The organism is Kitasatospora paranensis (assembly GCF_039544005.1).
In the GTDB taxonomy this organism is placed as follows: Bacteria; Actinomycetota; Actinomycetes; order Streptomycetales; family Streptomycetaceae; genus Kitasatospora; species Kitasatospora paranensis.
Genome location: NZ_BAABKV010000001.1, coordinates 7111721 through 7132483, shown reverse-complemented (window position 1 = coordinate 7132483; position 20763 = coordinate 7111721). Strand labels below are relative to the sequence as shown.

16 protein-coding genes and 3 pseudogenes are annotated in these 20763 nt (G+C 74.2%); 12 read left to right on the top strand and 7 right to left on the bottom strand.

What is annotated here, in order from left to right:
* Position 1: 1 nt before the first annotated feature.
* Positions 2 to 1383 (top strand): annotated as a pseudogene (locus tag ABEB13_RS33935) (malate synthase); the annotation flags it as partial.
* On the opposite strand, the gene ABEB13_RS33930 reads toward ABEB13_RS33935, so the two are convergent.
* Genes ABEB13_RS33930 through ABEB13_RS33915 form a run of 4 tightly spaced genes read right to left on the bottom strand, consistent with a single transcriptional unit; the run spans position 1301 to position 4625 of the window.
* A complete protein-coding gene (locus ABEB13_RS33930; protein ID WP_345708531.1) occupies positions 1301 to 2101 on the bottom strand; it encodes a YqjF family protein in 801 nt (266 codons plus the stop codon). The pseudogene ABEB13_RS33935 and the gene ABEB13_RS33930 overlap by 83 nt on opposite strands.
* 39 nt (positions 2102 to 2140) lie before the next feature.
* Positions 2141 to 2779: a DUF1345 domain-containing protein gene (locus ABEB13_RS33925; RefSeq protein ID WP_345708530.1), complete on the bottom strand. Its 639-nt coding sequence runs from the start codon at positions 2777 to 2779 to the stop codon at positions 2141 to 2143.
* Between the two features lie 44 nt (positions 2780 to 2823).
* On the bottom strand, positions 2824 to 3636 hold the full coding sequence (locus ABEB13_RS33920; protein ID WP_345708529.1) for a family 1 encapsulin nanocompartment shell protein: 813 nt from the start codon (positions 3634 to 3636) through the stop codon (positions 2824 to 2826).
* Positions 3633 to 4625, bottom strand: a complete 993-nt coding sequence (locus ABEB13_RS33915; protein WP_345708528.1) for a Dyp-type peroxidase — start codon at positions 4623 to 4625, stop codon at positions 3633 to 3635. Before ABEB13_RS33915 ends, ABEB13_RS33920 begins: the two co-directional genes overlap by 4 nt.
* A gap of 261 nt (positions 4626 to 4886) precedes the next feature.
* On the opposite strand from ABEB13_RS33915, the pseudogene ABEB13_RS33910 reads away from it, so the two are divergent.
* A pseudogene (locus ABEB13_RS33910) lies at positions 4887 to 7168 on the top strand (FdhF/YdeP family oxidoreductase).
* 65 nt (positions 7169 to 7233) lie between these two features.
* Here the strand turns inward: ABEB13_RS33910 and ABEB13_RS33905 are convergent.
* Both ABEB13_RS33905 and ABEB13_RS33900 read right to left on the bottom strand, forming a co-directional pair.
* Positions 7234 to 7644, bottom strand: a complete 411-nt coding sequence (locus tag ABEB13_RS33905) for a DUF7144 family membrane protein (protein WP_345708527.1) — start codon at positions 7642 to 7644, stop codon at positions 7234 to 7236.
* A gap of 135 nt (positions 7645 to 7779) precedes the next feature.
* Entirely contained in the window at positions 7780 to 9006 is a 1227-nt protein-coding gene (locus ABEB13_RS33900; RefSeq protein ID WP_345708526.1) for a PP2C family protein-serine/threonine phosphatase, read from the bottom strand.
* 82 nt (positions 9007 to 9088) lie between these two features.
* Here ABEB13_RS33900 and ABEB13_RS33895 point away from each other — a divergent pair, with 82 nt between their 5' ends.
* The 5 genes and pseudogenes from ABEB13_RS33895 (at position 9089) to ABEB13_RS33875 (ending at position 12683) form a co-directional block, all read left to right on the top strand.
* Positions 9089 to 9577, top strand: a complete 489-nt coding sequence (locus ABEB13_RS33895; RefSeq protein ID WP_345708525.1) for a MarR family winged helix-turn-helix transcriptional regulator — start codon at positions 9089 to 9091, stop codon at positions 9575 to 9577.
* 136 nt (positions 9578 to 9713) lie between these two features.
* Positions 9714 to 10112, top strand: coding sequence for an STAS domain-containing protein (locus tag ABEB13_RS33890; protein WP_345708524.1), 399 nt, complete (start codon positions 9714 to 9716; stop codon positions 10110 to 10112).
* Between the two features lie 294 nt (positions 10113 to 10406).
* Entirely contained in the window at positions 10407 to 10730 is a 324-nt protein-coding gene (locus ABEB13_RS33885; protein WP_345708523.1) for a hypothetical protein, read from the top strand.
* Positions 10731 to 10917: 187 nt separating this feature from the next.
* Positions 10918 to 11399: pseudogene (locus ABEB13_RS33880) on the top strand (DUF5709 domain-containing protein).
* A 123-nt stretch (positions 11400 to 11522) separates the two neighbouring features.
* A complete protein-coding gene (locus ABEB13_RS33875; RefSeq protein ID WP_345708522.1) occupies positions 11523 to 12683 on the top strand; it encodes a PP2C family protein-serine/threonine phosphatase in 1161 nt (386 codons plus the stop codon).
* Between the two features lie 46 nt (positions 12684 to 12729).
* On the opposite strand, the gene ABEB13_RS33870 is transcribed toward ABEB13_RS33875, so the two are convergent.
* Positions 12730 to 13026 (bottom strand): hypothetical protein, encoded by a 297-nt coding sequence (locus tag ABEB13_RS33870; protein ID WP_345708521.1) that lies wholly within the window; start codon positions 13024 to 13026, stop codon positions 12730 to 12732.
* Positions 13027 to 13545: 519 nt separating this feature from the next.
* Here ABEB13_RS33870 and ABEB13_RS33865 point away from each other — a divergent pair.
* The 5 genes from ABEB13_RS33865 (at position 13546) to ABEB13_RS33845 (ending at position 20671) form a co-directional block, all read left to right on the top strand.
* Positions 13546 to 14448 (top strand): ABC transporter substrate-binding protein, encoded by a 903-nt coding sequence (locus tag ABEB13_RS33865; RefSeq protein WP_345708520.1) that lies wholly within the window; start codon positions 13546 to 13548, stop codon positions 14446 to 14448.
* On the top strand, positions 14445 to 15341 hold the full coding sequence (locus ABEB13_RS33860; RefSeq protein ID WP_345708519.1) for an amino acid ABC transporter permease: 897 nt from the start codon (positions 14445 to 14447) through the stop codon (positions 15339 to 15341). Before ABEB13_RS33865 ends, ABEB13_RS33860 begins: the two co-directional genes overlap by 4 nt.
* The gene (locus tag ABEB13_RS33855) at positions 15338 to 16114 is read left to right on the top strand and encodes an amino acid ABC transporter ATP-binding protein (RefSeq protein ID WP_345708518.1); all 777 of its coding nucleotides are present in this window, start codon (positions 15338 to 15340) and stop codon (positions 16112 to 16114) included. The genes ABEB13_RS33860 and ABEB13_RS33855 overlap by 4 nt, the downstream gene beginning before the upstream one ends.
* Positions 16115 to 16211: 97 nt before the next feature.
* The gene (locus ABEB13_RS33850) at positions 16212 to 16565 is read left to right on the top strand and encodes a hypothetical protein (RefSeq protein WP_345708517.1); all 354 of its coding nucleotides are present in this window, start codon (positions 16212 to 16214) and stop codon (positions 16563 to 16565) included.
* A 347-nt stretch (positions 16566 to 16912) separates the two neighbouring features.
* Positions 16913 to 20671 carry a S8 family serine peptidase gene (locus tag ABEB13_RS33845; protein WP_345708516.1) on the top strand — a complete coding sequence of 1253 codons (3759 nt, stop codon included), beginning with the start codon at positions 16913 to 16915 and terminating at the stop codon, positions 20669 to 20671.
* Positions 20672 to 20763 lie beyond the last annotated feature (92 nt).

Below are 20763 nucleotides of genomic sequence, written 5' to 3'. Positions count from 1 at the left end.
CTTCGCCGGGCGCCGCGCCGACCTGCGCGCGGAGCGCCTCCGCCGCGCCGCCGTCCTGGCCGGGACGGGCACCCTGGACTTCCTCCCGGAGACCCGCGCCGTCCGGGAGGACCTCACCTGGCGCATCGCACCGGCCGCGCCCGGCCCGGCCGACCGGCGGGTGGAGATCACCGGGCCGCCCGAGCGCCGGATGACCGTCAACGCGCTCGACTCCGGTGCGCAGGTCCGGCTCGCGGACTTCGAGGACGCGACCGCGCCGACCTGGCACAACATCGTCTCCGGCCAGCTGAACCTGCTCGACGCGATCGAGCGCAGGATCGACGACACCGCGCCCGACGGGAGGCGGTACCGGGTCGGCGACAGCCCGGCCACCATCGTCGTCCGCCCGCGCGGCTGGCACCTGGACGAGGCCGACCTGCTGATCGACGGCCGCCCGGCCGTCGCCGCCCTCGTCGACCTCGGGCTGTACCAATTCCACTGCAGGCGGCGCGAGCACGCCGCCGGGCTCAACGCGGGACGCTGGGACCACCTGTTCAGCCTGATCAAGAACTTCGCCGGGCACGGCCGGCGGTACGTGCTGCCGGACCGGGCGCAGGTCACCATGGGCCAGCCGTTCCTGCGCGCCTGCACCGACCTGCTGGTCCGCACCTGCCAGCGGCGCGGCGCCCACGCGATCGGCGGCATGGCGGCCGCCGTCCCGAGCCGGGACCGGGAGGCGAACGCGGCCGCGCTCGCCAAGGTCCGCCTGGACAAGGAGCGGGAGGCCGGCGACGGGTTCGACGGCTCCTGGGTCGCCCACCCCGGCCTGGTCGCCACCTGTCGGGCGGTCTTCGACGGGGTGCTCGGCGGACGGCCGCACCAGCTGGACCGTCGCCGCGAGGACGTGGCGGTGACCGCCGCCGACCTGCTCGCCGTGCACCGCACCCCGGGCTACCCCACCCACGAGGGCGTGCGGTCCAACGTCGCGGTGGCCCTGCGCTACCTCACCGCCTGGCTCGGCGGCTCCGGCGCGGTCGCCGTGTCCGGCCTGATGGAGGACGTCGCGACTGCCGAGATCGCCCGCTGCCAGCTCTGGCAGTGGCAGCACCACTGCTCACGGCTCACCGGCGGCGCCTACGCCACCGGGACATGATCGGGCGGCTCGTCGACCGCGAACGCGCCGCGCTGCTCGCCGAGGGCGCCGACCAGGCGCTGGTCGACGACGCCGTGCGGATCCTGCGGGAGACCGCGCTCGGCGACCGGCTGCCCGCCTTCCTGACCACCGAGGCCTACGCCCGCCATCTCGTCCGCGTCGCCGCCTTCACGGCCCGGGAGGCAGCGGGCGCGGCGGGCGCAGCGGGCCGCCGAAGCGCACCGGCACGCCGGGCGAGTACAGCACGCTGACCGGCGGCCCTGCGGGCCGGGGCAGTCCGGCGGCGGCGACCAGGTCCTCGCTGCACCCGGTCAGCTCGGCGCGGTGCAGCGGCCAGCGCGGGTGGGTGTTCGGCAGGTACATCGGGCGGCCGAAGAAGTCGCCGTGCAGGCCCCAACGGGCCGTCAGGAAGTGCTCCAGCGCGGTCGGCTCCGGGATCGGTTCGCCGATCCGGACGGAGATCCTGCTGTGCGCACCGCGCGGCCCCGGCCAGCGGCGGACGCTGGTGTAGGTGCGGGTGTCGCCGTCCCGGTCGATGGTCATCCGGGCCCAGACGTACGGCAGCCGGAAGCCGAGCCGGGCCATCGCGACCGGGACGAGCCGGGAGGCCTCCAGCGAGCGGAACACCACGCCGCGCCGGCCGTGCCCGTCCACCGAGTAGAGCCGCACGTTGGTCTCAGGGAACGTCCCGAAATACGGCACGCCCGGCAGCCGGAACCACCCCACCCGGTGCATGCGGAAGGCCACCAGGCCCACGTACGTCATCCCGTCGTGCACGTCGGGCCGGGTGCCGGGCGGGAGCAGCGGCGCCACGTCCGCCGGGTCCGCCGCCCAGTGCAGGAAGGTGAGGTCGAGCCAGGACTGGGTCAGCAGCGTGCCGGTCACCTCCCGCGCCGGATCGGGCGTGACGGGTTCCGTCGCTGGTCCGGCGGCGGCATCCGGGCCGGGTGGGCGAGCGGTCGGGGCCATGGTTCGAGCATAGGCCCGGGACGGGCCCGCGGGCCCGCGTCAGCGGCTGGTGACGATGCCGGCGACGAGGCTGATGGTGGTGGCCAGGATGCTGGCGCCGAAGACGTACGACAGCAGGCAGTGACGCAGGACGACGGCGCGGAGCGCGGAGGTGGAGACGCTGGTGTCGGAGACCTGGTAGGTCATGCCGAGGTTGTAGCTGAAGTAGAGGAAGTCGCTGTACCGGGGCGCGTCGCCGGTGTTGAAGTCGATCCCGCCGACGGGCGGCAGGTAGTAGACGTACGCGTAGCGGGTGGCGTACATCAGGTGCAGGGCCGCCCAGGCCATGAACACGCCGCAGAGCGCGGCCGCGGCCGCGGCGTGCCGGAAGCGCGGGTCGCCGACCAGGAGCAGCAGCACGATGGCGATCAGTCCGCACAGGGCGGTCGCGACGACGACGATCTCCTCGACGAACGGCCGGAACTCCTCGCGCCGGACGTTGCGGTGGGTGGCGGCGGCGTCCATCGGCCACAGGACGACCCATCCGACCACGACGAAGAGCGTCTCCGCCGCCACGATGCCGGTGAGGATCCCCAGCGGCCTGGTGGTCAGGGCGCCCACGGCCGCGCCGACGACCGCCCCGATGACGACGGAGCCGGCGAGTCGCGGGACGGCGGCGAGCGCCGGCCGGTGGTTCATGGGAGCCCCGGGGTGTGATGCCTCGGCAGACCGGCGGAGGTGCCTCAGGCTTCCAGTACGACCACGGCCTCGTCCGTGTAGGTGCGGAAGGTCAGCGTCTCATGGAAGTACAGCTCGACACCGGTCGCGTCGTGCCCCGTGTAGCCGATCGCCACGTCCTGGCCGAGGACGAGTTCGAAGTCGCCGCCGCGGGTGGAGAGGACGAAGGCGCCGCTGAGGGCCGGCGCCCAGATCGGGGCACCGTCCAGCATCCGGCCGAGGTGGGCCGCGATCGGGTGGCCGTGGTCGGAGGTCTCGCTGACCGCACGGTACTCCTCGGCACCGAGCAGGAGGGCGTACGGGCCGTCGACCCCGGCCAGCCGCAGCGAGGTGAGGGCCCGGCCGACCGCGTCGGGATAGTCGCGCGGTTCGGCGGGCAGCGGCAGCACCGGGTTGGAGGACCGGGCGCGCAGTCCGTCGACACCGGCTGCTCCGTACCCGTCGAAGATCGTCCGGTCCTCGACGAACGCCATGGTGCGCGCGGCGTCCTTCACGGGCTGCCAGTCGGAGTCCTTCGAGCCGCGCTCGACGTCGTCCACGGCGGCCCGGGCGACCGTGAACGGGACCCGCAGCTCGACGACCGGCTGCGCGCCGCGCAGGCGTGCCGTGACTCCGGGAGCGGGCGCGGCGATGTCGGCCAGGTGCCCGGTGCCGACGGCGGCGAGCTCCGGACCGACCGGGTCGGGGACGTCGACGACCCGGCGGCCCGCGACGTGGCGCCGGAAGGTCCGGCGGGCCTCGGTCTCGATCTCGGCCCAGGCCGCCGGGGTGATCGGGGCGAGCTCGCGGTGCAGGTTGTTGCCGGCGGGGGTCGTCATGGGGCGGGGGCTCCTTTCAGGCTGCCGATGCCCAGGGAGTCTCCGAGGCGGGCGGCGCAGGCGGGTGCGGCGGGGAGGTCGTCGAGGAGGTCCGCGCTCGGCACGAAGAACAGGCCGCCGGTCACGGCCGTCGAGAAGTCGAGGATGCGGTCCGTGGTGCCGGGCGGATCGCCGAGGAACATGTTGCGCAGCATCCGCTCGGTGACGTCGGGCGTCCGCGCGTAGCCGATGAAGTAGGTGCCGAACTCGCCGCTGCCGACCTGCCCGAAGGGCATGTTCGCGCGGACGATCTGCCGTTCGGTGCCGTCCTCGTCGACGATCGTGTTGAGCGCGACGTGCGAGTCCGCCGGCTTGACGTCGTCCGGCAGTTCGACGTTGGCCGCCTTCGTCCGCCCGACGACGTGCTCCTGCTGTTCGGCCGTCAGGGCTGTCCAGGCCGCCATGTCGTGCAGGTACTTCTGCACGATCACGTAACTGCCCCCGCGGAACGGCGGATCCTCGTCGCCGATGAACACGGCCCCGGCCGCCGCCGTGCCCTGCGGGTTCTCGCTGCCGTCGACGAAGCCGAGCAGGTCCCGCTCGTCGAAGTACGTGAAGCCGTGCACCTCGTCGACCACGGTCACCGCGGCGCCCAGCCGCTCCGTGATCAGCCGGGCGAGTTCGAAGCACAGGTCCATCCGGCGGGCACGCAGATGGAACAGCAGATCACCCGGCGTGGCCGGGGCCCGGTGGCGGGGGCCGTGCAGGGGCCGGAAGGAGTGCAGGTCGCGCGGCCGCGGTCCGCCGACGAGGCGGTCCCACCCCTCGGAGCCGACACCGGCGACGCAGCTGAGGCCGTCCTCGGGGGCGCGGAACGCCACCGACCGGGTCAGTCCCGCCAGCTCCTGGAGCGCCTCGCGGACGACCCCCTCGCCCCCGGATGCCACGGTGGCCACCAGGAAGACGGCGGCCCGGGAGGGCGGCAGGACGACGGGCTGGGGTACGACCATGGAGCTCCCATCGGTGGATAATGGGGCAGAACGCGCAAAAGTGGACAGCGTCAGCGTATCCACGCGGGCACCGCGGTGCAGCCCGGCCGCGCGGTGGCGCGCCCGTGCAGGCACCGGCCGTCCCCGGAGCCGGCCGGCGGGCGCGCGCATCGGGGGCGCGGCCTGCGCGCACGTGCCGTTCCGCCCGCCCGTTCCCGCATCGTGGAGGGGTTGAGACCCGTGACCACCGACCGTGGCAAGGCCCGTGACCAGCAGGACGAGGTGGAGCCCGCCGTGGGCCCCGCCCCCGCCGGGGAGCCGGAGTTCCACCCCTACCACCACCCCGCCGCGGGCTGGGGCGCCGCGAAGAGCGTGAGCGGCTTCCTGGTGCGCGAGGGCGCGGTGGTGGACGGCTCACGGGCCATCATGCGGATGAACCACGAGAGGACGGGCTTCGACTGCCCCGGATGCGCCTGGCCCGACGACACCAAGGGCCTGCACCTGGACATCTGCGAGAACGGCATCAAGCACGTCACCTGGGAGATGACCGGCAAACGGGTCGGCCGGGAGTTCTTCGCCGCCCACTCGGTCACCGAGCTGTCCGGGTGGAGCGACTACGACCTGGAGAACCAGGGACGGCTGACCGGACCGATGGTCTACGACCCCGCGTCGGACCACTACGTCCCGATCAGCTGGAAGGACGCCTTCGAGGTGGTCGGCGCCGCCCTGCGCGGGCTGGACGACCCGAACCAGGCCTCGTTCTACACCTCCGGCCGGCTCGGCAACGAAGCCACGTTCCTGTACCAGCTGATGGCCCGTGAGCTGGGCACGAACAACCTGCCGGACTGCTCCAACATGTGCCACGAGGCGAGCGGCCGGGCCCTCCAGGCATCCCTGGGCACCGGCAAGGGGACGGTCGACCTCAAGGACTGGGAGAGCGCCGACGCGCTGTTCATCCTGGGGGTCAACGCCGCCTCCAACGCGCCCCGGATGCTCACCGCCCTCGCCGAGGCGCACCACCGCGGCGCCCAGATCGTGCACATCAACCCGATCGTCGAAGCGGCCGCGACCCGCACCATCGTCCCGCACGACTTCGTGGACATGGCGATCCTCCGGACCACCCGGACGAGCACCCTCAACCTGCAGCCCCGGATCGGCGGCGACATGGCGCTGCTGCGCGGCATGGCCAAGGCCGTCCTGGAGCAGTCCGAAACCGATCCCCGGGCGCTGGACCGGGAGTTCATCGACCGTCACACGGCGTACTTCGACGAGTACCGCGCCCTGTGCGAGGCCACGCCGTGGGAGGAGATCGAGACCCAGTCCGGACTGGGCCGGGCCGACATCCTCGAAGCGGTGCGGGTGTACAGCGAGGCCGACCGCACCATCGTCAGCTGGTGCCTGGGCCTCACCCAGCACGAGCACGGCGTCGACACCGTCCGGGAGATCGTCAACCTGCTGCTGCTCCGCGGCAATCTGGGCCGCGAGGGTGCGGGCCCCTCCCCGTGCGCGGTCACAGCAACGTCCAGGGCAACCGCACCTGCGGCATCGACCACCGCCCCTCGGAGGAGTTCCTGGACCGGCTCGCCGCGGCCTGCTCGATCGAGCCGCCCCGGGCGCACGGCCTGGACACCGTCGCGACCATCAGGGCGATGCACCGCGGCGACGTGAAGGTGTTCGTCGGCATGGGCGGCAACTTCGCGCTCGCCGCGCCCGACACCCCGTACACCTACGAGGCGCTGCGCGCCTGCGAGCTCACCGTCCAGGTGAGCACGAAGCTGAACCGCAGCCACCTCGTGCACGGGCGGCGGGCGCTGATCCTGCCGTGCCTCGGCCGCACCGAGAAGGACCACCAGCGGCGGGGCATCCAGAGCACCTCCGTCGAGGACTCGATGAGCATGGTGCACCTGTCGCGCGGCATGAAGCGCCCCGCCTCGCCGCACCTGCTGTCCGAGCCGGCCATCGTCGCCGGCATGGCCCGTGCCGCGCTGCCCGACAGCAGGACGCCCTGGGCCTGGTACATCGAGGACTACGACCGCATCCGCGACACCATGGCCAAGGCGCTCGACGGCTTCGAGGACTTCAACCGCCGCGTCCGCCTGCCGCTCGGCTTCCGCCTCCGGCAGCCCGCCCGGGAGCTGGTCTTCCTGACGCCGTCCGGGCGCGCGGAGTTCTCCACCGCCGCCCTGCCCGACGTCGTGCCCGCCCCCGGCACCCTGGCTCTGGGCACCATGCGGTCGCACGACCAGTGGAACACCACGATCTACTCCGACAACGACCGCTACCGGGGCATCAAGAACCTGCGCACGCTGGTCTTCATGAACCGGGCCGACATGCGCGAGCGCGGGATCGCCGACCTCGCCCCCGTCGACGTCACGAGCACCGCGAAGGACGGCAGCCGGCGGTCCGTGCACGGCTACCTCGCCATCCCCTACGACATCCCCCGGGGCTGCGCGGCCGGCTACATGCCCGAACTGAACGTGCTGTGCGCGCTGAGCGACCACAGCACCCAGAGCGATCAGCCGATCATGAAGCACCTCCGGGTCACCATCGACCCGGCCGCCTGATCCGGCCCGCCCGGCCCGACCCGCCCGGCCCGACCCGGCCGGCTGTCCGTCCGTCCGCCCGCCCGTCAGCCGACGGGCTCGCGGCGGACGGTGCACAGGCCCCACAGGGCGATGGTGGCGGCGCCGATGACGATGATCGACCAGAGCGGGTAGGCCGGAATGGAGAGGAAGTTCGCGATGATCAGCAGAGCGGTGATGACGATGCCCGCGACCCGCGCCCACCGCGCGAGCCGGAACAGGCCGAGCCCGACCAGGACGGCGATCACGGCGAGCACCACGTGGATCCAGCCCCAGGCGGTCAGGCTGAACCGGAAGGCGTAGTCCGGAGCGGGGGCGAACACCGGATCGTCGGTGATCGCCATGATGCCGCGGAACAGGTTGAGCACACCCGCGAGCAGCAGCATCACGGCGGCGACCGCCACCACGCCGCTGGCCAGCGCGTTGCGGTCGCCCCCGCTCTTCACCGCGTTCGGCATCGTCCCGCCTCCGTTCCCGGCGCCGCCGACCGCGGTCCGGGCGGTTCCGGCGATCCGGACAGTTCGAGGGCAGCTCATCAGCCGGGGCGGCGCAGCGCACGTCCCACTGGTCCGATCGGGGCCCGCCCCGGGAGGTCAGACGGGCAGGGCTCCGGCCGGAGCCGGATGGCGGCCCGCCCAGTCGAGGCACACCACGAGGGCGTCGTCCTGCGGGGCGTCGTCGCGGTGGGCGGCGAGTTCGGTCAGGATCCCGCGGGGCACCTCGGCGGCCGGCAGCAGCCGGGTCGCCAGGATGGCGCGGGCCAGCGCCGTCGCGCCGTAGGCCTCGCCCGCCTTCGAGGCGACGGCGTGCACGCCGTCGCTGACGAAGATCAGCCGGTCGCCGCGCTCCACCCGGATGCGCTGCGCCTCGTACGGGGTGTCGTCGGCCAGGCCCAGCGGCAGCTGCGCCTCGAACGGGATGTGCCGGACGGCGCCGTCCCGCAGCCGCAGCAGTTGCGGGGAGCCGGCGTCGACGATCTCGACCAGGCCGGTGTCCAGGTGGAACTCCAGGAGGAGGACGGAGACGTGGGCCTCGCCCCGGTACTGGCCCCAGACCGCCTGGTCGGCCAGGGCCGCCTGGTCGGCGATGTCGACACCCGCGCGGCGCGCGTTGCGCAGCGCGTTGATGGCGAGGTTGGTGAGCAGCGAGGCGTCGATGCCCTCGCCCATGCCGTTGGTGATGGTCAGGGTGAGCCGGTCCTCGGTGGCCGACCAGTCGAAGTTGTCCCCGTGGATGGCGTAGGCGGGCTCCAGCTGGGCGCCGATGGCGTACTCCTCACGGGTGCAGGCACGGGCCGGCAGCAGCTGCCACTGCATCTCGGCGGCCAGGGTGAGGCGGTCCTTGCGGCGGGCCTGGAGGTAGAGGTCGGTGTCCCGCTCGGCGACGAGGATGTGGTGACCGAGGATCTCCGCGATCTCGCGGAACTCCTCCTGCCGCTGCGGGGTGAGCTCGGCGCTGTCCACACCGAGGCTCAGGACGCCGAGGCGGTCGCCCCGCACGGTGACCGGCAGGTGCACCACCACCGTGCCGCCGCCGTCGCCGTCGCCGCCGTGGCCGCCGCCGGGCCCGGGTGCGGGCTCCGTGCAGGGCTGCTGGGACCCGAAAGCCCGCCCGGACGCGCCGGTGTGCACGGCGAGCGGCCGGGCGGTGTGCGGGAGGTCGGTGACCCGCTGGAGCACCGTCAGGCTGTAGTCGGCGAGCAGCAGTTCGACAGTGCGCACGCCGTACCGGCGGGTGAGGACCGCGCGCGTGGCGTCGAGCAGCGCGTAGGGGGCGGCGGCGCGCAGCGCGCGCTCGACCGCGGACAGGTCGGCCGTCATCCGCGATCCCCTCCCGTCCGCACGCCGGCGGATTCGGCCGACGGGTTGCCGCCCGCCGGGACGGGGATGCCAGGATGGAGCCATGGACCCCGCCTCCCCGTTCCCGGGCCGCGACGACGCGACGACCGCATCGTCCGTGGTGGAACTGCTGGAGGTGCTCTGGGGCGGCGGCCGCGACCTGGCCGCGGGCCCGGTCTCCGTCTCCCAGCTCCGCGTGCTCTACGTCCTGGCGGAGAGCGACGGCATCAACCTCCGCACGCTCACCGAGACCCTGGACTCGCGCCCGTCCTCGGTCAGCCGGCTGTGCGACCGGCTGGAGGCGATCGGGCTCGTCCAGCGCAGCGCCAGCACGACCAGCCGGCGCGAGCTGCAGCTGCACCTCACCGCTGCCGGGCTGGCCTTCCTGGACGAGCTGCGCACCGCCCGGGAGCAGGCGCTCGCCGAGGTACTGGACGCCATGCCGGCGGCCGACCGCCGGGCCCTGGTGACCGGCCTGAAGGCCTTCCGGACGGCCACCGTCCGGCAGACGGCGGGCGACGCCGCAGGGCCGGCGGCGGCACGGACGGCCTGACCGCTCCGGGGCCGGCCGGCGATCGTTGCCGAATGTGGAATGTTGTCGAATGGCAAACGTTGCCCCTAGGGTGGGAGCACCGCAACTTGCGGTCCCGGGCGCCGCCGTGCGCGCCGCCCGGCGAAGGGAGGCCTTCATGGCCGAACGACCGGCACCACCCGGCCACCTCACGGTGGCCGTCACCGTCCATGCGGCGGTCGCCCATCTGCACGTGTCCGGCGAGCTGGACATGGACACCGCACCGGAGATCGACTCCGCCGTCGGCGTGGCCCTCCTCGGCCGCCCCCGCATCGTGATCCTCGACGCCGCCACCCTGTCCTTCTGCGACTGCGTCGGGCTCGGCACGCTGCTGCGCGCGGGCCGCCGCGTGTCCGGCACGGGCGCCACCTTCCACCTGGAGGGTCCGTCGCCGCAGCTGCTGCGCCTGGCCGCCCTCACCGGCACCTCGGACGCCCTGGGACTGCCCGCCCCCTGCGGCGAGGACGGCATCCCGGGGCCGCGGGTCCACACACCCGCGGTCGGCGCGGGGCGCTGAACCCGCGACCGAGCCCGCACCCGCACCCGCACATCGTCGACCTCCATCACCCGCGCTCCTCTCGCTCTCGTCGCCGGGGACGCCGGGCGCCTGCCCGGACGGCGGCCGGTCATGCACCGGCGCCCGATCCCGGCCCCGCGGCCCGCCGGCCGGCCGATTGTGAACCGTAGGTAACAGATTGGTCTGGACCACTTGTGGTGGTAGCCAAAGCGGGGCCGGTTGGGGAGCATGGACCGCCTGATCGTCCCCGGCGAGGGCCAGGGCCCGGGGCGGTCACGGGCGAAGGAAGACGGGATGGCGAACGCATCCGAGAACCCGGCCGACGACGGCGACAGGCCGTGCCGCCCGGAGCACGGAATCCCGGTGGTGCGCGCATGGAGCCACAGCGGCACCCGGTGCGCACCGCTGGAGGACCGGCCGGCCCCCGGCCGGGTGCACCTGCGCGGCGGCCCGCTCGACGGCGCCCACCTGGAATCCGGGGGCGGCAGCGGCCCGGGCGGCACCCGCCGCGGCATCCGGCTGATCGCGTACGGGGCCACCGCGCCCGTCGGGCTGGCGCTCTACGTCCCGGAGCCCGGCCGTTCCGACTCCCTGACCTGGCAGGGCGACCTCCCCTGACCCGCCTGCCCGGCCCGCCCACCCTGCCCGCCCGGGCGCCCGCGGACACCCCCGGGCGGACGCCTCGGCGCGCCGCGCACAGGGCCGTCCGGCTGGCGCGGCGCCCGGAAGGGGCGTTCCGGGGCCCCCACCGGGTAGGCACAGGACCGGGGGCACTCGGAATTCGGCGGGCCGAACGGAGGCGACCATGAGCGACGACCGCACGGAGGACGACGTGCAGCGGCTCGACAGCAGCGGCGAGGAGCAGGCGGACGCAACGCCGCCGGACCTCCAGGACGCCCTGGACGAACGCGGCTACGACGAGATCCTGGACGAGGGTACTCCCCGCCGGAGCGGCCGCTCGGCGTCACCAAGGCCGGCCTCACCGGGGCCGAGCAGCGCACCGGCGAGAGCCTCGACCAGCGGCTCGCCCAGGAGCTGCCGGAGGTCGCGGAGGAGGAGGGGGACGGCATCGGCGACCTGCCCGACGGCGAGGGCGAGCCGATCGACCGCGAGGTCGGCGCGGAGCGGGCGGGGCGGCTGGTCGCTCCGGACGAGGGCGCCCACGCGAGCACCGACCGGACGCTCTTCGCGTCCGACGTCGGCATCGACGCGGGAGCCGCGGGTGCGGAGGAGGCCGCCATGCACATCGTGCACGAGGAGGACCTCGACGCCGAACCGCCGGCCTGATCCCGCCCCGTCCGCTGCGGCCCGGGCACGATCGCACCGCCGGAGTCCGTACCGGCGGAGCCCGGCACCGGCTGGCCGCGCCGGAGTCGGGCACGGAACGCCGTACGGGAGCAAGCTGGGTCCATGCTGCCCACCGATCAGGGCCGCCCCCGGCGGCCGAGCCGGGCCCTGGTGCTCATCCCGCTCGGTCTGATCGTCGCGATCTGCGCCGTCGACGTGCTCGCGCCGCCCTCGATCCACCTCGGGCCGCTGCTGGTGGCCGCACCGGCGATCACCGCGGCGTTCGCCGGCGCCTGGCTGACCGCCGCCGTCGGTGTGCTCGCCGTCGCGGCGCAGGTCTTCATCGGCGCCGCCCGCGGCGTCCTGGCGACGGAGAACCTGCAGGCCCAGATCGGCGCCCTGGTGCTGGTCTCCGGCCTGATCGTGCTGTTCTGCCTCGTCCGCGCCCGGCACGAACGCCAGCTCACCCGCACCCGGTCGGTCGCGCAGGCCGCCCAGCAGGTCCTCCTGCAGCCGCTGCCCGAGCACAGCGGCCCGCTGGAGATCGCCTCGCTGTACATCGCCGCCGAACAGGACGCCGACATCGGCGGGGACGTGTTCGCCGCCGCCCGCACCGACGACAGCACCCGGCTGCTGATCGGGGACGTCCGCGGCAAGGGGCTGGCGGCCGTCAACCACGCCGCGCTGATCGCCGGCGCCTTCCGCGCCGCCGCCCACCGCCGGGCCACCCTGCCCGCCCTCGCCGTCCACCTCGACGGTGCGATCCGCTGGGACACCACGCAGTGGTCCCCGGACGCGGACGTGGTCAACGAGGCATTCGCGACCGCCGCGCTGCTGGACATCCCCGACCGGGAGCCGGTGGTCCACACCGTCACCTGCGGCCACCCGCCTCCCCTGCTGCTGCGCGACGGGACGGCCCTGCTCCTCGACCCGGCGCACAGCGCCCTGCCGCTCGGGCTCGGCACCCTCGCCGGCCCGGCCGACCACCGCACGGAGACCTTCGCCTTCGAGGAGGGCGACCTGCTGTTCCTGCACACCGACGGGGTCGTCGAGGCCCGGAACGGCGAGGGCGCGTTCTACCCGCTCGCCGAACGGGCCGCCGCCTGGAGCGGTCTCACCCCCGAGCGGTTCCTGCAGCGGCTCTACGCCGACCTGCTCGCCCACACCGGCGGCCACCTCGGCGACGACGCGGCGATGGTCGCCGTCCGCCGTCGACGGCCCGCCCACCGGGACGGCCCCGCGCCGGCCGGCCGAACCGGCACCGGAGCGCCGGGCGCGGGCTGACCGGGGACGGAGCATGCCGCGCCCGGAGCGGTCAGGGCCGGAGCGGTCAGGGTCTGCCCTCCGAGGACTGGTGTGCGGCGCGGACGAGGTCCGTCACCACCGTCCCCAGCTGCCCGGAGGCCCGCTGGAAGGTCCCCCGGGCGTCCGGTGTGGTCATCCGGCCCGACAGGGTGCCGGCGAGCGCGGCCACGCTCTCCAGCAGCGACGCGACGCCGGCCAGCACCTGCTCCTGCTCCACCAGCGGGACGTCGTCGCCCAGCCTGCGGGCCGGATCGAGGGCGAGCCGGCGCAGCTGCCCGTCCACGTCGCGGATCGCCGACGCGATCGCGTGTTCCCCAGCCATGAGCGCTCCCTGCTCCCGTCGGCGGGCCGGCGCGGTTCGCCCGCCCCCGGCAGTCTGCCTGCCGGAGGGCGCCGAGCACCCGGACGCCGCGCCGAGCGCCTCACCGGGACTCCCGCCCGCAGGGGCCGGGCGGTCCCGCCGGGCCCGGACCGTCCGGCCGGGGGCGACCGGGTGTCCGGAATGTGGACAGGATCCGGGCCCGTCTGGACAGGCGTCCAGGTGGGATGCGAACCTCCCGCCATGCTCCGGATCACTCGCCGGGCGGCGGACCGCCGTTCCGACCTGCTCCCGGTGCCCTCCTGTCGTCGCGCGGGCTGCTGTCCCTGCTGCTGACGCCGGCCGGGGAGGCACCGCGGATGCGGTGTCCCGTACCCGTCCGCCCCGCCCGTCCGCCCCTGCCCCGCCGATCCGCCGGCGCGGCCCCGCCGGACGGCAGCACCACCCCTCACCGCCCGTACCGGGCACGTCCCCGGGTCACCCCTGTGCCCCGCCCGCTCCCGTCCCTCCTGGAGTCCCGACATGACCACTGCCTCTGCGAGCCGCACCGCCGGGCGCGCGTCGACGGCCGCCCTCCTCCTCGCCGCCGCGGTGCTCACCGCGTGCGCGCCGCAGGACGCCGGGACCTCCGGCACGGCGGCCGCGAGCGGTGCCGCACCGAGCACGGCGGCGGACTGCGCCAAGGGCGCGCTGGCCACGCACACGGCGGGGACGCTGACGATCGGTACCGACAAGCCCGCGTACGCCCCGTGGTTCTCCGACGACAAGCCGTCGAACGGCCAGGGCTTCGAGTCCGCCGTCGCCTACGCGGTCGCGGACCGGCTCGGCTACCCCAAGGACAAGGTCGGCTGGACGGTCAGCCCGTTCGACAAGGCCTTCGCCCCGGGGGCGAAGGACTTCGACTTCGACATCAACCAGGTCTCGATCAACGACGACCGGCGCAAGTCGGTGGACTTCTCCTCCGGCTACTACGCCGTCCGCCAGGCGGTGGTCGCGCTGAAGGGCTCCAAGGCCGCCTCGGCGAAGAGCCTCGCCGACCTGAAGGGCGTCAAGCTGGGGGCGCAGGTCGGCTCCACGAGCCTGGCCGCCGTGACCGGACAGATCAAGCCGTCCGTGCAGCCGGCCGTGTTCGACAGCAACGACCTGGCCAAGACCGCCCTGAAGAACGGCCAGATCGACGCCCTCGTGCTGGACCTGCCGACCGCGTTCTACGTCACCGGGGCCGAGGTGACGGACGCCCGGGTGGTCGGCCAGCTGCAGAACACCGGCGGCGCCACCGAGCAGTTCGGCCTGGTGCTGGACAAGGGCAGCGCGCTGACCGGCTGCGTCACCCGGGCGGTGGACGCGCTGCGCGCCGACGGCACGCTGGCCCGCCTGGAGAAGCAGTGGCTGTCCGACGCGGTCGCCGCGCCGGTCCTCTCGTGAGCACCGCCGCGGCCGAGGGCGGGACGCCCGCGGACGGTGCGGAGAACGCGTACCGCCCGTCCGCCCGGCGGCTCGCCCGCGAGGCCCACCGGCGGCGCCGCAGCCGCCGCTCGGCCCTGATCGCCGCGGTGAGCACCGCGGTCACGGCGCTGGCGCTGTACCTGCTGGTCGTCAACTCGCCCGGCTGGCAGCGCACCCGGGAGACGTTCTTCAACGCCGCGTACGCCCGGCAGGCACTGCCGGAGGTGCTCCGCGGCCTGCGGATCAACCTCGAACTGATGACCGTCTGCGGCGCGCTGATCCTCGTCCTCGGGCTGGTGCTGGCACTGCTGCGCACGCTGCGGGGCCCGGTGTTCCTGCCCGTACGGCTGCTGGTCACCGCATACGTGGACTTCTTCCTCGGCCTGCCGATGATCATCTGCCTGCTCGTCATGATCACCGGCGTGCCGGCCCTGCGGCTCACCGGCGTCACCACCGACCCGCTGCTGCTCGGCGGCGCGGCCCTGGTGCTGACCTACTCGGCGTACGTCTCCGAGGTGTTCCGGGCCGGCATCCAGTCCGTCCACCCGAGCCAGCGGGCCGCCGCCCGGTCGCTGGGTCTGACGGGCGCGCAGACGATGCGGCACGTGGTGCTGCCCCAGGCGGTGCGGCGGGTCGTACCGCCGCTGCTCAACAACCTGGTCTCGCTGCAGAAGGACACCGGCCTGGTGTCCATCGGCGGCGTGATCGACGCCGTCTACGCGGCGAAGATCATCACCGCCCAGACCTTCAACTACACGCCGTACCTGGTGTCGGCGCTGGTGTTCATCGTGCTCACCGTACCGCTCACCCGGTTCACCGACTGGGTGACGGCCCGGACGGACGGCCGCCGCCAGCAGGGAGGTGCGGTGTGACGCCGCAGAATCAGGACGCGCCGGTGCTGGCCTTGGAGGAGGTCCGCAAGACCTTCGGCGACCACGTCGTCCTGCGCAGCGTCGACCTCGCGGTGCCGGCGCACTCGGTGACCGTGCTGATCGGCGCATCCGGCTCCGGCAAGTCCACCCTGATGCGCTGCGCCAACCTGCTGGAGGAGATAGACGACGGCGCGATCCTGCTGGACGGCGAGGAGATCACCGCCCCCGGGGTCGACCAGGACGCCGTCCGACGGCGGATCGGCGTGGTCTTCCAGCAGTACAACCTCTTCCCGCACCTGTCGGTGCTGGAGAACGTCACCCTGGCCCCGCGCCGGGTCCACCGGATCGCCCGCGCCGAGGCCGACGCGCGCGCGATGGAGCTGCTCGGCCGGCTCGGCCTCGCCGACAAGGCCAAGGAGTACCCCGACCGCCTGTCCGGCGGCCAGCAGCAGCGGGTCGCGATCGTCCGGGCCCTGGCCGGGAGCCCGCGGCTGCTGCTGCTCGACGAAATCACCGCGGCACTGGACCCGGAACTGGTCGGCGAGGTGCTGGCCGTCGTCCGGGACCTCAAGGAGCAGGGCCTGACCATGGTCGTCTCGACCCACGAAATGGGCTTCGCCCGCGAGGTCGCCGACCAGGTCTGCTTCCTGGACGCCGGTGCCGTCCTGGAACGCGGCACCCCGGAGCAGCTGTTCGGCGACCCGCAGCACGAGCGCACCCGCCGCTTCCTGCGCCGGATCACCGAGGCCGGCCGGTTCGTCCCGCAGAGCTGAGGCCGCCTCAACCGGGCCCCGGTCCCCGGACGTCGCGAGCGGCGCCCCGGGGGCCGCGGTCCGCCGGACGCGCGGGCCCCGCTCCTATGCTCGGGGCATGGAGCAGAACGAGGTACTGAAGCGCGTGATCGGCATCCTCACGCAGGCCGGGACATGGATCCACGACCTGCCGGCCGCCGACGACAGCGACCTCGACACCGAGCAGGGGATCGTCTCGGACCTGCTGAACGACGTGATGCCCGTCGTCGCGATCCCCTCGAACGCGAACGCCGAGGAGATCGCCTCGATCGTCAGCGAGGCGCTGGGCGGCCGCATCCTCCAGCTCACCACGGCGTTCGCCATGGCGTTCTGGGAGCTGGCCGAAGTCCACGACACCGGGCGGACGGACCTGAGCTCGCTGGACGTCCTCCAGGCGCTGGCCCTGCGCGCCGAGACCGAGCCGGGCGCCTGACCGGAGAGCAGCCCGTCGGCCGCGGCACGGGCGGCCGGGGCGCCCCCGACGAGCCGTGGTACTGCCGGCTCCCCCGCCCCGCACACCGTTCCCCCGCAACCCCGCCATGCCCCCGGCACGACCGGTCACGGATCTGACGTACAGGCACGATCCTTTCCCGTCAGGGCCCTGGCGGGCTTGCGGCATGACGGTAAACCGCCAGGCGAATCCCGCCGGCCGGCGCCCCGACGACAGCAGGATGTCCTCTGCCCCAGTTCCCCCAGACCCGGAGGGCATCTCCCTTGCCGTTCTCATCACCGCGCCGTCGCGGGCTCATAGCCCTCAGCACGGCACTCATCGCCCTGACGGTGACCCCGTCGGGGGCGCTCGCCGCCGGGCAGGACGCCGCGACCGCGGCCCCCGCCAAGGCGTCCGGCACCGCGGACACCCACACCGTCACCCTCATCACCGGCGACAAGGTCACCGTCACCACCCTGGCCGACGGCAAGAGCGTCGCCGACGTCCGGCGGCCCGAGAACCTGACGGGCGGTGTCCAGACCCAGACCGTCGGCAAGGACCTGTACGTCTACCCGACCGAGGCCCTCCCCTACCTCGCGGCGGGCGTCCTCGACCAGCGCCTGTTCGACGTCACCCGGCTCATCGCCGACGGCTATGACGACGCGTCGGCCGCCGATCTGCCCCTGATCGTGCAGTACGGCGACACCGGAGCCTCGCGGGCCGCGGCCGCCGCCCCGCGCGGGCTGCGGGCCAAGGGCGACCTCGCGGCGATCCACGGCGCGGCGGCCGCGGCCGGCCGGTCCACCGCGGCGAACCTCTGGCAGGACCTCACCCCGGCCGGCGCCCTGGACCGGGCCAAGTCCCGGTCGGCGGGCAACAACGCGCAGTCCGCGCAGAGCCGCGCCCGGCAGCCCGCCGCCGCGGTGTTCGGCGGCAACATCAGCCACATCTGGCTGGACGGCAAGGTCAAGGCGACCCTGGCCGACAGCACCGCGCAGATCGGAGCCCCGGACGTGTGGAAGGCCGGCGACGACGGCACGGGCGTCGACGTCGCCGTCCTGGACACCGGCGTCGACGCCGCGCACCCGGACCTCGCCGGGCAGGTCGCCGCCTCGCAGAGCTTCGTGCCCGGCGAGGACGTGACCGACCGCCACGGCCACGGCACCCACACCGCCTCCACCGTGGCCGGCACCGGCGCCGCCTCCGGCGGCAAGGAGAAGGGCGTCGCCCCGGGCGCCCACCTGCTGATCGGCAAGGTCCTCAGCAACGAGGGCTCCGGCGACGAGTCCTGGATCATCGCCGGCATGCAGTGGGCGGCGCAGACCGAACACGCCAAGGTCGTCAGCATGAGCCTCGGCTCCGCCGGGACCAGCGACGGCACGGACCCGATGAGCCAGGCCGTCAACGACCTGAGCGCCAGTACCGGCGCGCTCTTCGTCATCGCCGCCGGCAACACCGGCCCAGGCGGGATCGGCTCGCCCGGCGCCGCCACCTCGGCCCTCACCGTGGGCGCCGTCGACTCCTCCGACGACCTCGCCTGGTTCTCCAGCTGGGGCCCGCGCCGGCCCGACGGCGCGCTCAAGCCGGAGCTCACCGCACCGGGCGTGGACATCCTCGCCGCCCGCTCGCAGTACGCGCCGGAGGGCTCCGGCTCCTACCTGACCATGAGCGGGACGTCGATGGCGACGCCGCACGTGGCCGGCGCGGCCGCGCTGGTCGCCCAGCAGCACCCGGACTGGACCGGCCGGCAGATCAAGGACGCCCTGGTCAGCACCGCGCACGAGACCCCGGCGATCCCGGTGAGCCAGGGCGGCTCCGGCCGGCTGGACGCCAAGGCCGCCGCGCTGGGCACCGTCACCGCCACCGCGACCGCCTGGTCCGGCTTCTACGGCTGGCCCCACACCGCGGACAAGCCGTCGGCGCAGACGATCACCTACACCAACACCGGCAGTGCCGACGTCACCCTGAACCTCACCGCCAAGGCCGCCGGCCCGGACGGCAAGGACGCCTCCCCGGCCTTCGCGCTCTCCGCCCGCACGCTGACCGTGCCGGCCCACGGCACGACCTCGGCGACCGTCACCGGTGACCCGGACTCCGCACCCTACGGCGCCACTTCGGGCCAGGTCGAGGCGACCGACGCGGCCGGCACGGTGCTCGCGCACTCCCTGATCGGGCTCGACCGCGAGGACGAGCGCCACAACCTCACCGTGAAGACCGCCGACCGCGCCGGCGCGCCCGTCCCCGGTGTGGCCGTGCTCTACCGCACCGGCGACGACACCCCCTTCCCGGTGCAGATCCCGGACAGCGGTTCGGTCACCCTGCGCCTGCCCAAGGGCGAGTACTCGGCGCTCATGTACGCCGACCTGCCCGGTGCGGCCGGACCGGACGACATGGGTCTCGGCGTGCTGTCCGTGCCGCAGATCCAGCTGGACCGCGACCGCGAGGCCGACCTCGACGCCCGCCAGGCCCACCAGGTGGCCTCGATCGTGCCGCAGCCGGCCGAGAACCAGCTGACCCGGGTGGAGTGGAACCGCGTCGCGGGCGGCTTCACCTTCAACGAGAACTACCTGATGCCCATCGCGTTCACCAGCGTCTGGGCGCAGAGCACGGCGAAGGTCACCAGCGGCGACTTCCACTTCGACACCCGCTGGCGCAAGGCCGCCCCGCTGCTGACCGTCGGCGCCACCCAGAAGCGCTTCCCGGACCAGAACTTCCCGGACGTCGTGGTGCAGTCCGGCGCGACCCGGCTGCCGGCCGGCACCTCCGACCTGGACGTCGTCTACGCCGGCCGCGGCACCGCCGCCGACTACGCCGGGCTGAACGCCAAGGGCAAGGCCGTCGTGGTCTCGTACGACCGCAAGGCGGACTTCACCGCCCAGCACCAGGCCGACACCGCCCAGGCGGCCGCCGCCGCGGCGGCCGGCGCCGAGCTGCTGCTGGTCGTCAACGACAACCCGGCCCGGCTGAGCACCTGGTACGGCTCGGCCGACTACGGCAGCAACAGCCCGATCGAGGTCGCGAGCCTCCAGCCGGCCGAGGGCGCGGCCCTGATCTCGGCGACCGGTCGGCCCGGGCTCAAGCTGCACGTCCGCTCCACGCCCGTCTCCCCGTACGTCTACGACCTCGTGGAGCGGCACGACGGCGCCGTCCCGGCCACCGACCTGACCTACCGTCCGCAGCCCCAGGACCTGGCCCGGATCGACTCCCGCTTCGCCGGGCAGCCGGGCGAGCCCGGCAGCAACGGCCGGTGGGACATGCAGGACTTCGACCAGTACGGCGTCGGCTACGCGACCGTCCAGGCGCTGGGCACCACCCGCACCGACTGGGTCACCCCGGGCAACGGCGCGTTCCGCTGGTACGAGCAGTCCGCCAGCCCCGCGGTGGAGGAGCGCTCGCTCATCACCGACCCGGCCAAGGGCTCCCGGACCGCCGGCGACTGGTTCCTGCCGGTCTACCACCCGCGGCTGAACGAGAGCCAGTCGCTGCCGAACCGGCAGGGCGACTACTTCGTCCTCAACATCCCCGGCTGGGGCGAGGGCGGCAGCGGCCACGACGGCTTCGACCAGAACCTGTGGGAAGCGAGCGACCGGATGCACGAGACGGTGACGCTCTACCAGGGTGACACCAAGCTGGGATCGACCGTCTACCAGCAGCTCGGTGCCCAGGCCCCCAGCAGTGCCCCGCTGGCCTACCGGCTGGTCGCCGAGACCAGCCAGAGCGGCGTCCTGCCGACCTCTCCGGCCACCCGCACCGAGTGGGGCTTCACCTCCGGCAACGGCTGGTTGCGGCTGCCGCTGATCCAGCTCGACTACGGCGTGACCACCGACCTCTCCGGCAACGCCGCCCGCAGCACCGCGCTCACCCTGGCCGCCTCGCACCTCGACGGGGTGACCGGCGCCGGAACGATCGACGGCGCCACCCTGAGCGTCTCGTTCGACGACGGCTCCAGCTGGGTGCCACTGAGCCTGCACCGCACGGCCGACGGCCGGTGGACGGCCGACGTGAAGGCCCCGAAGTCGGCCCGCTACGTGTCGATCCGCGGCACCGCCGAGGACGACAAGGGCAACACCGTCACCCAGACCGTGCTCCGCGCGTACGGCGTGAAGTAGCGCCGACCGGGAGGGGCCGCGCTCCCCACGGCCCCGGCCCCTCCCGCTCCCCCGACCACTCGTCACCGCACCGGCAGGCGCACCGCACCGCG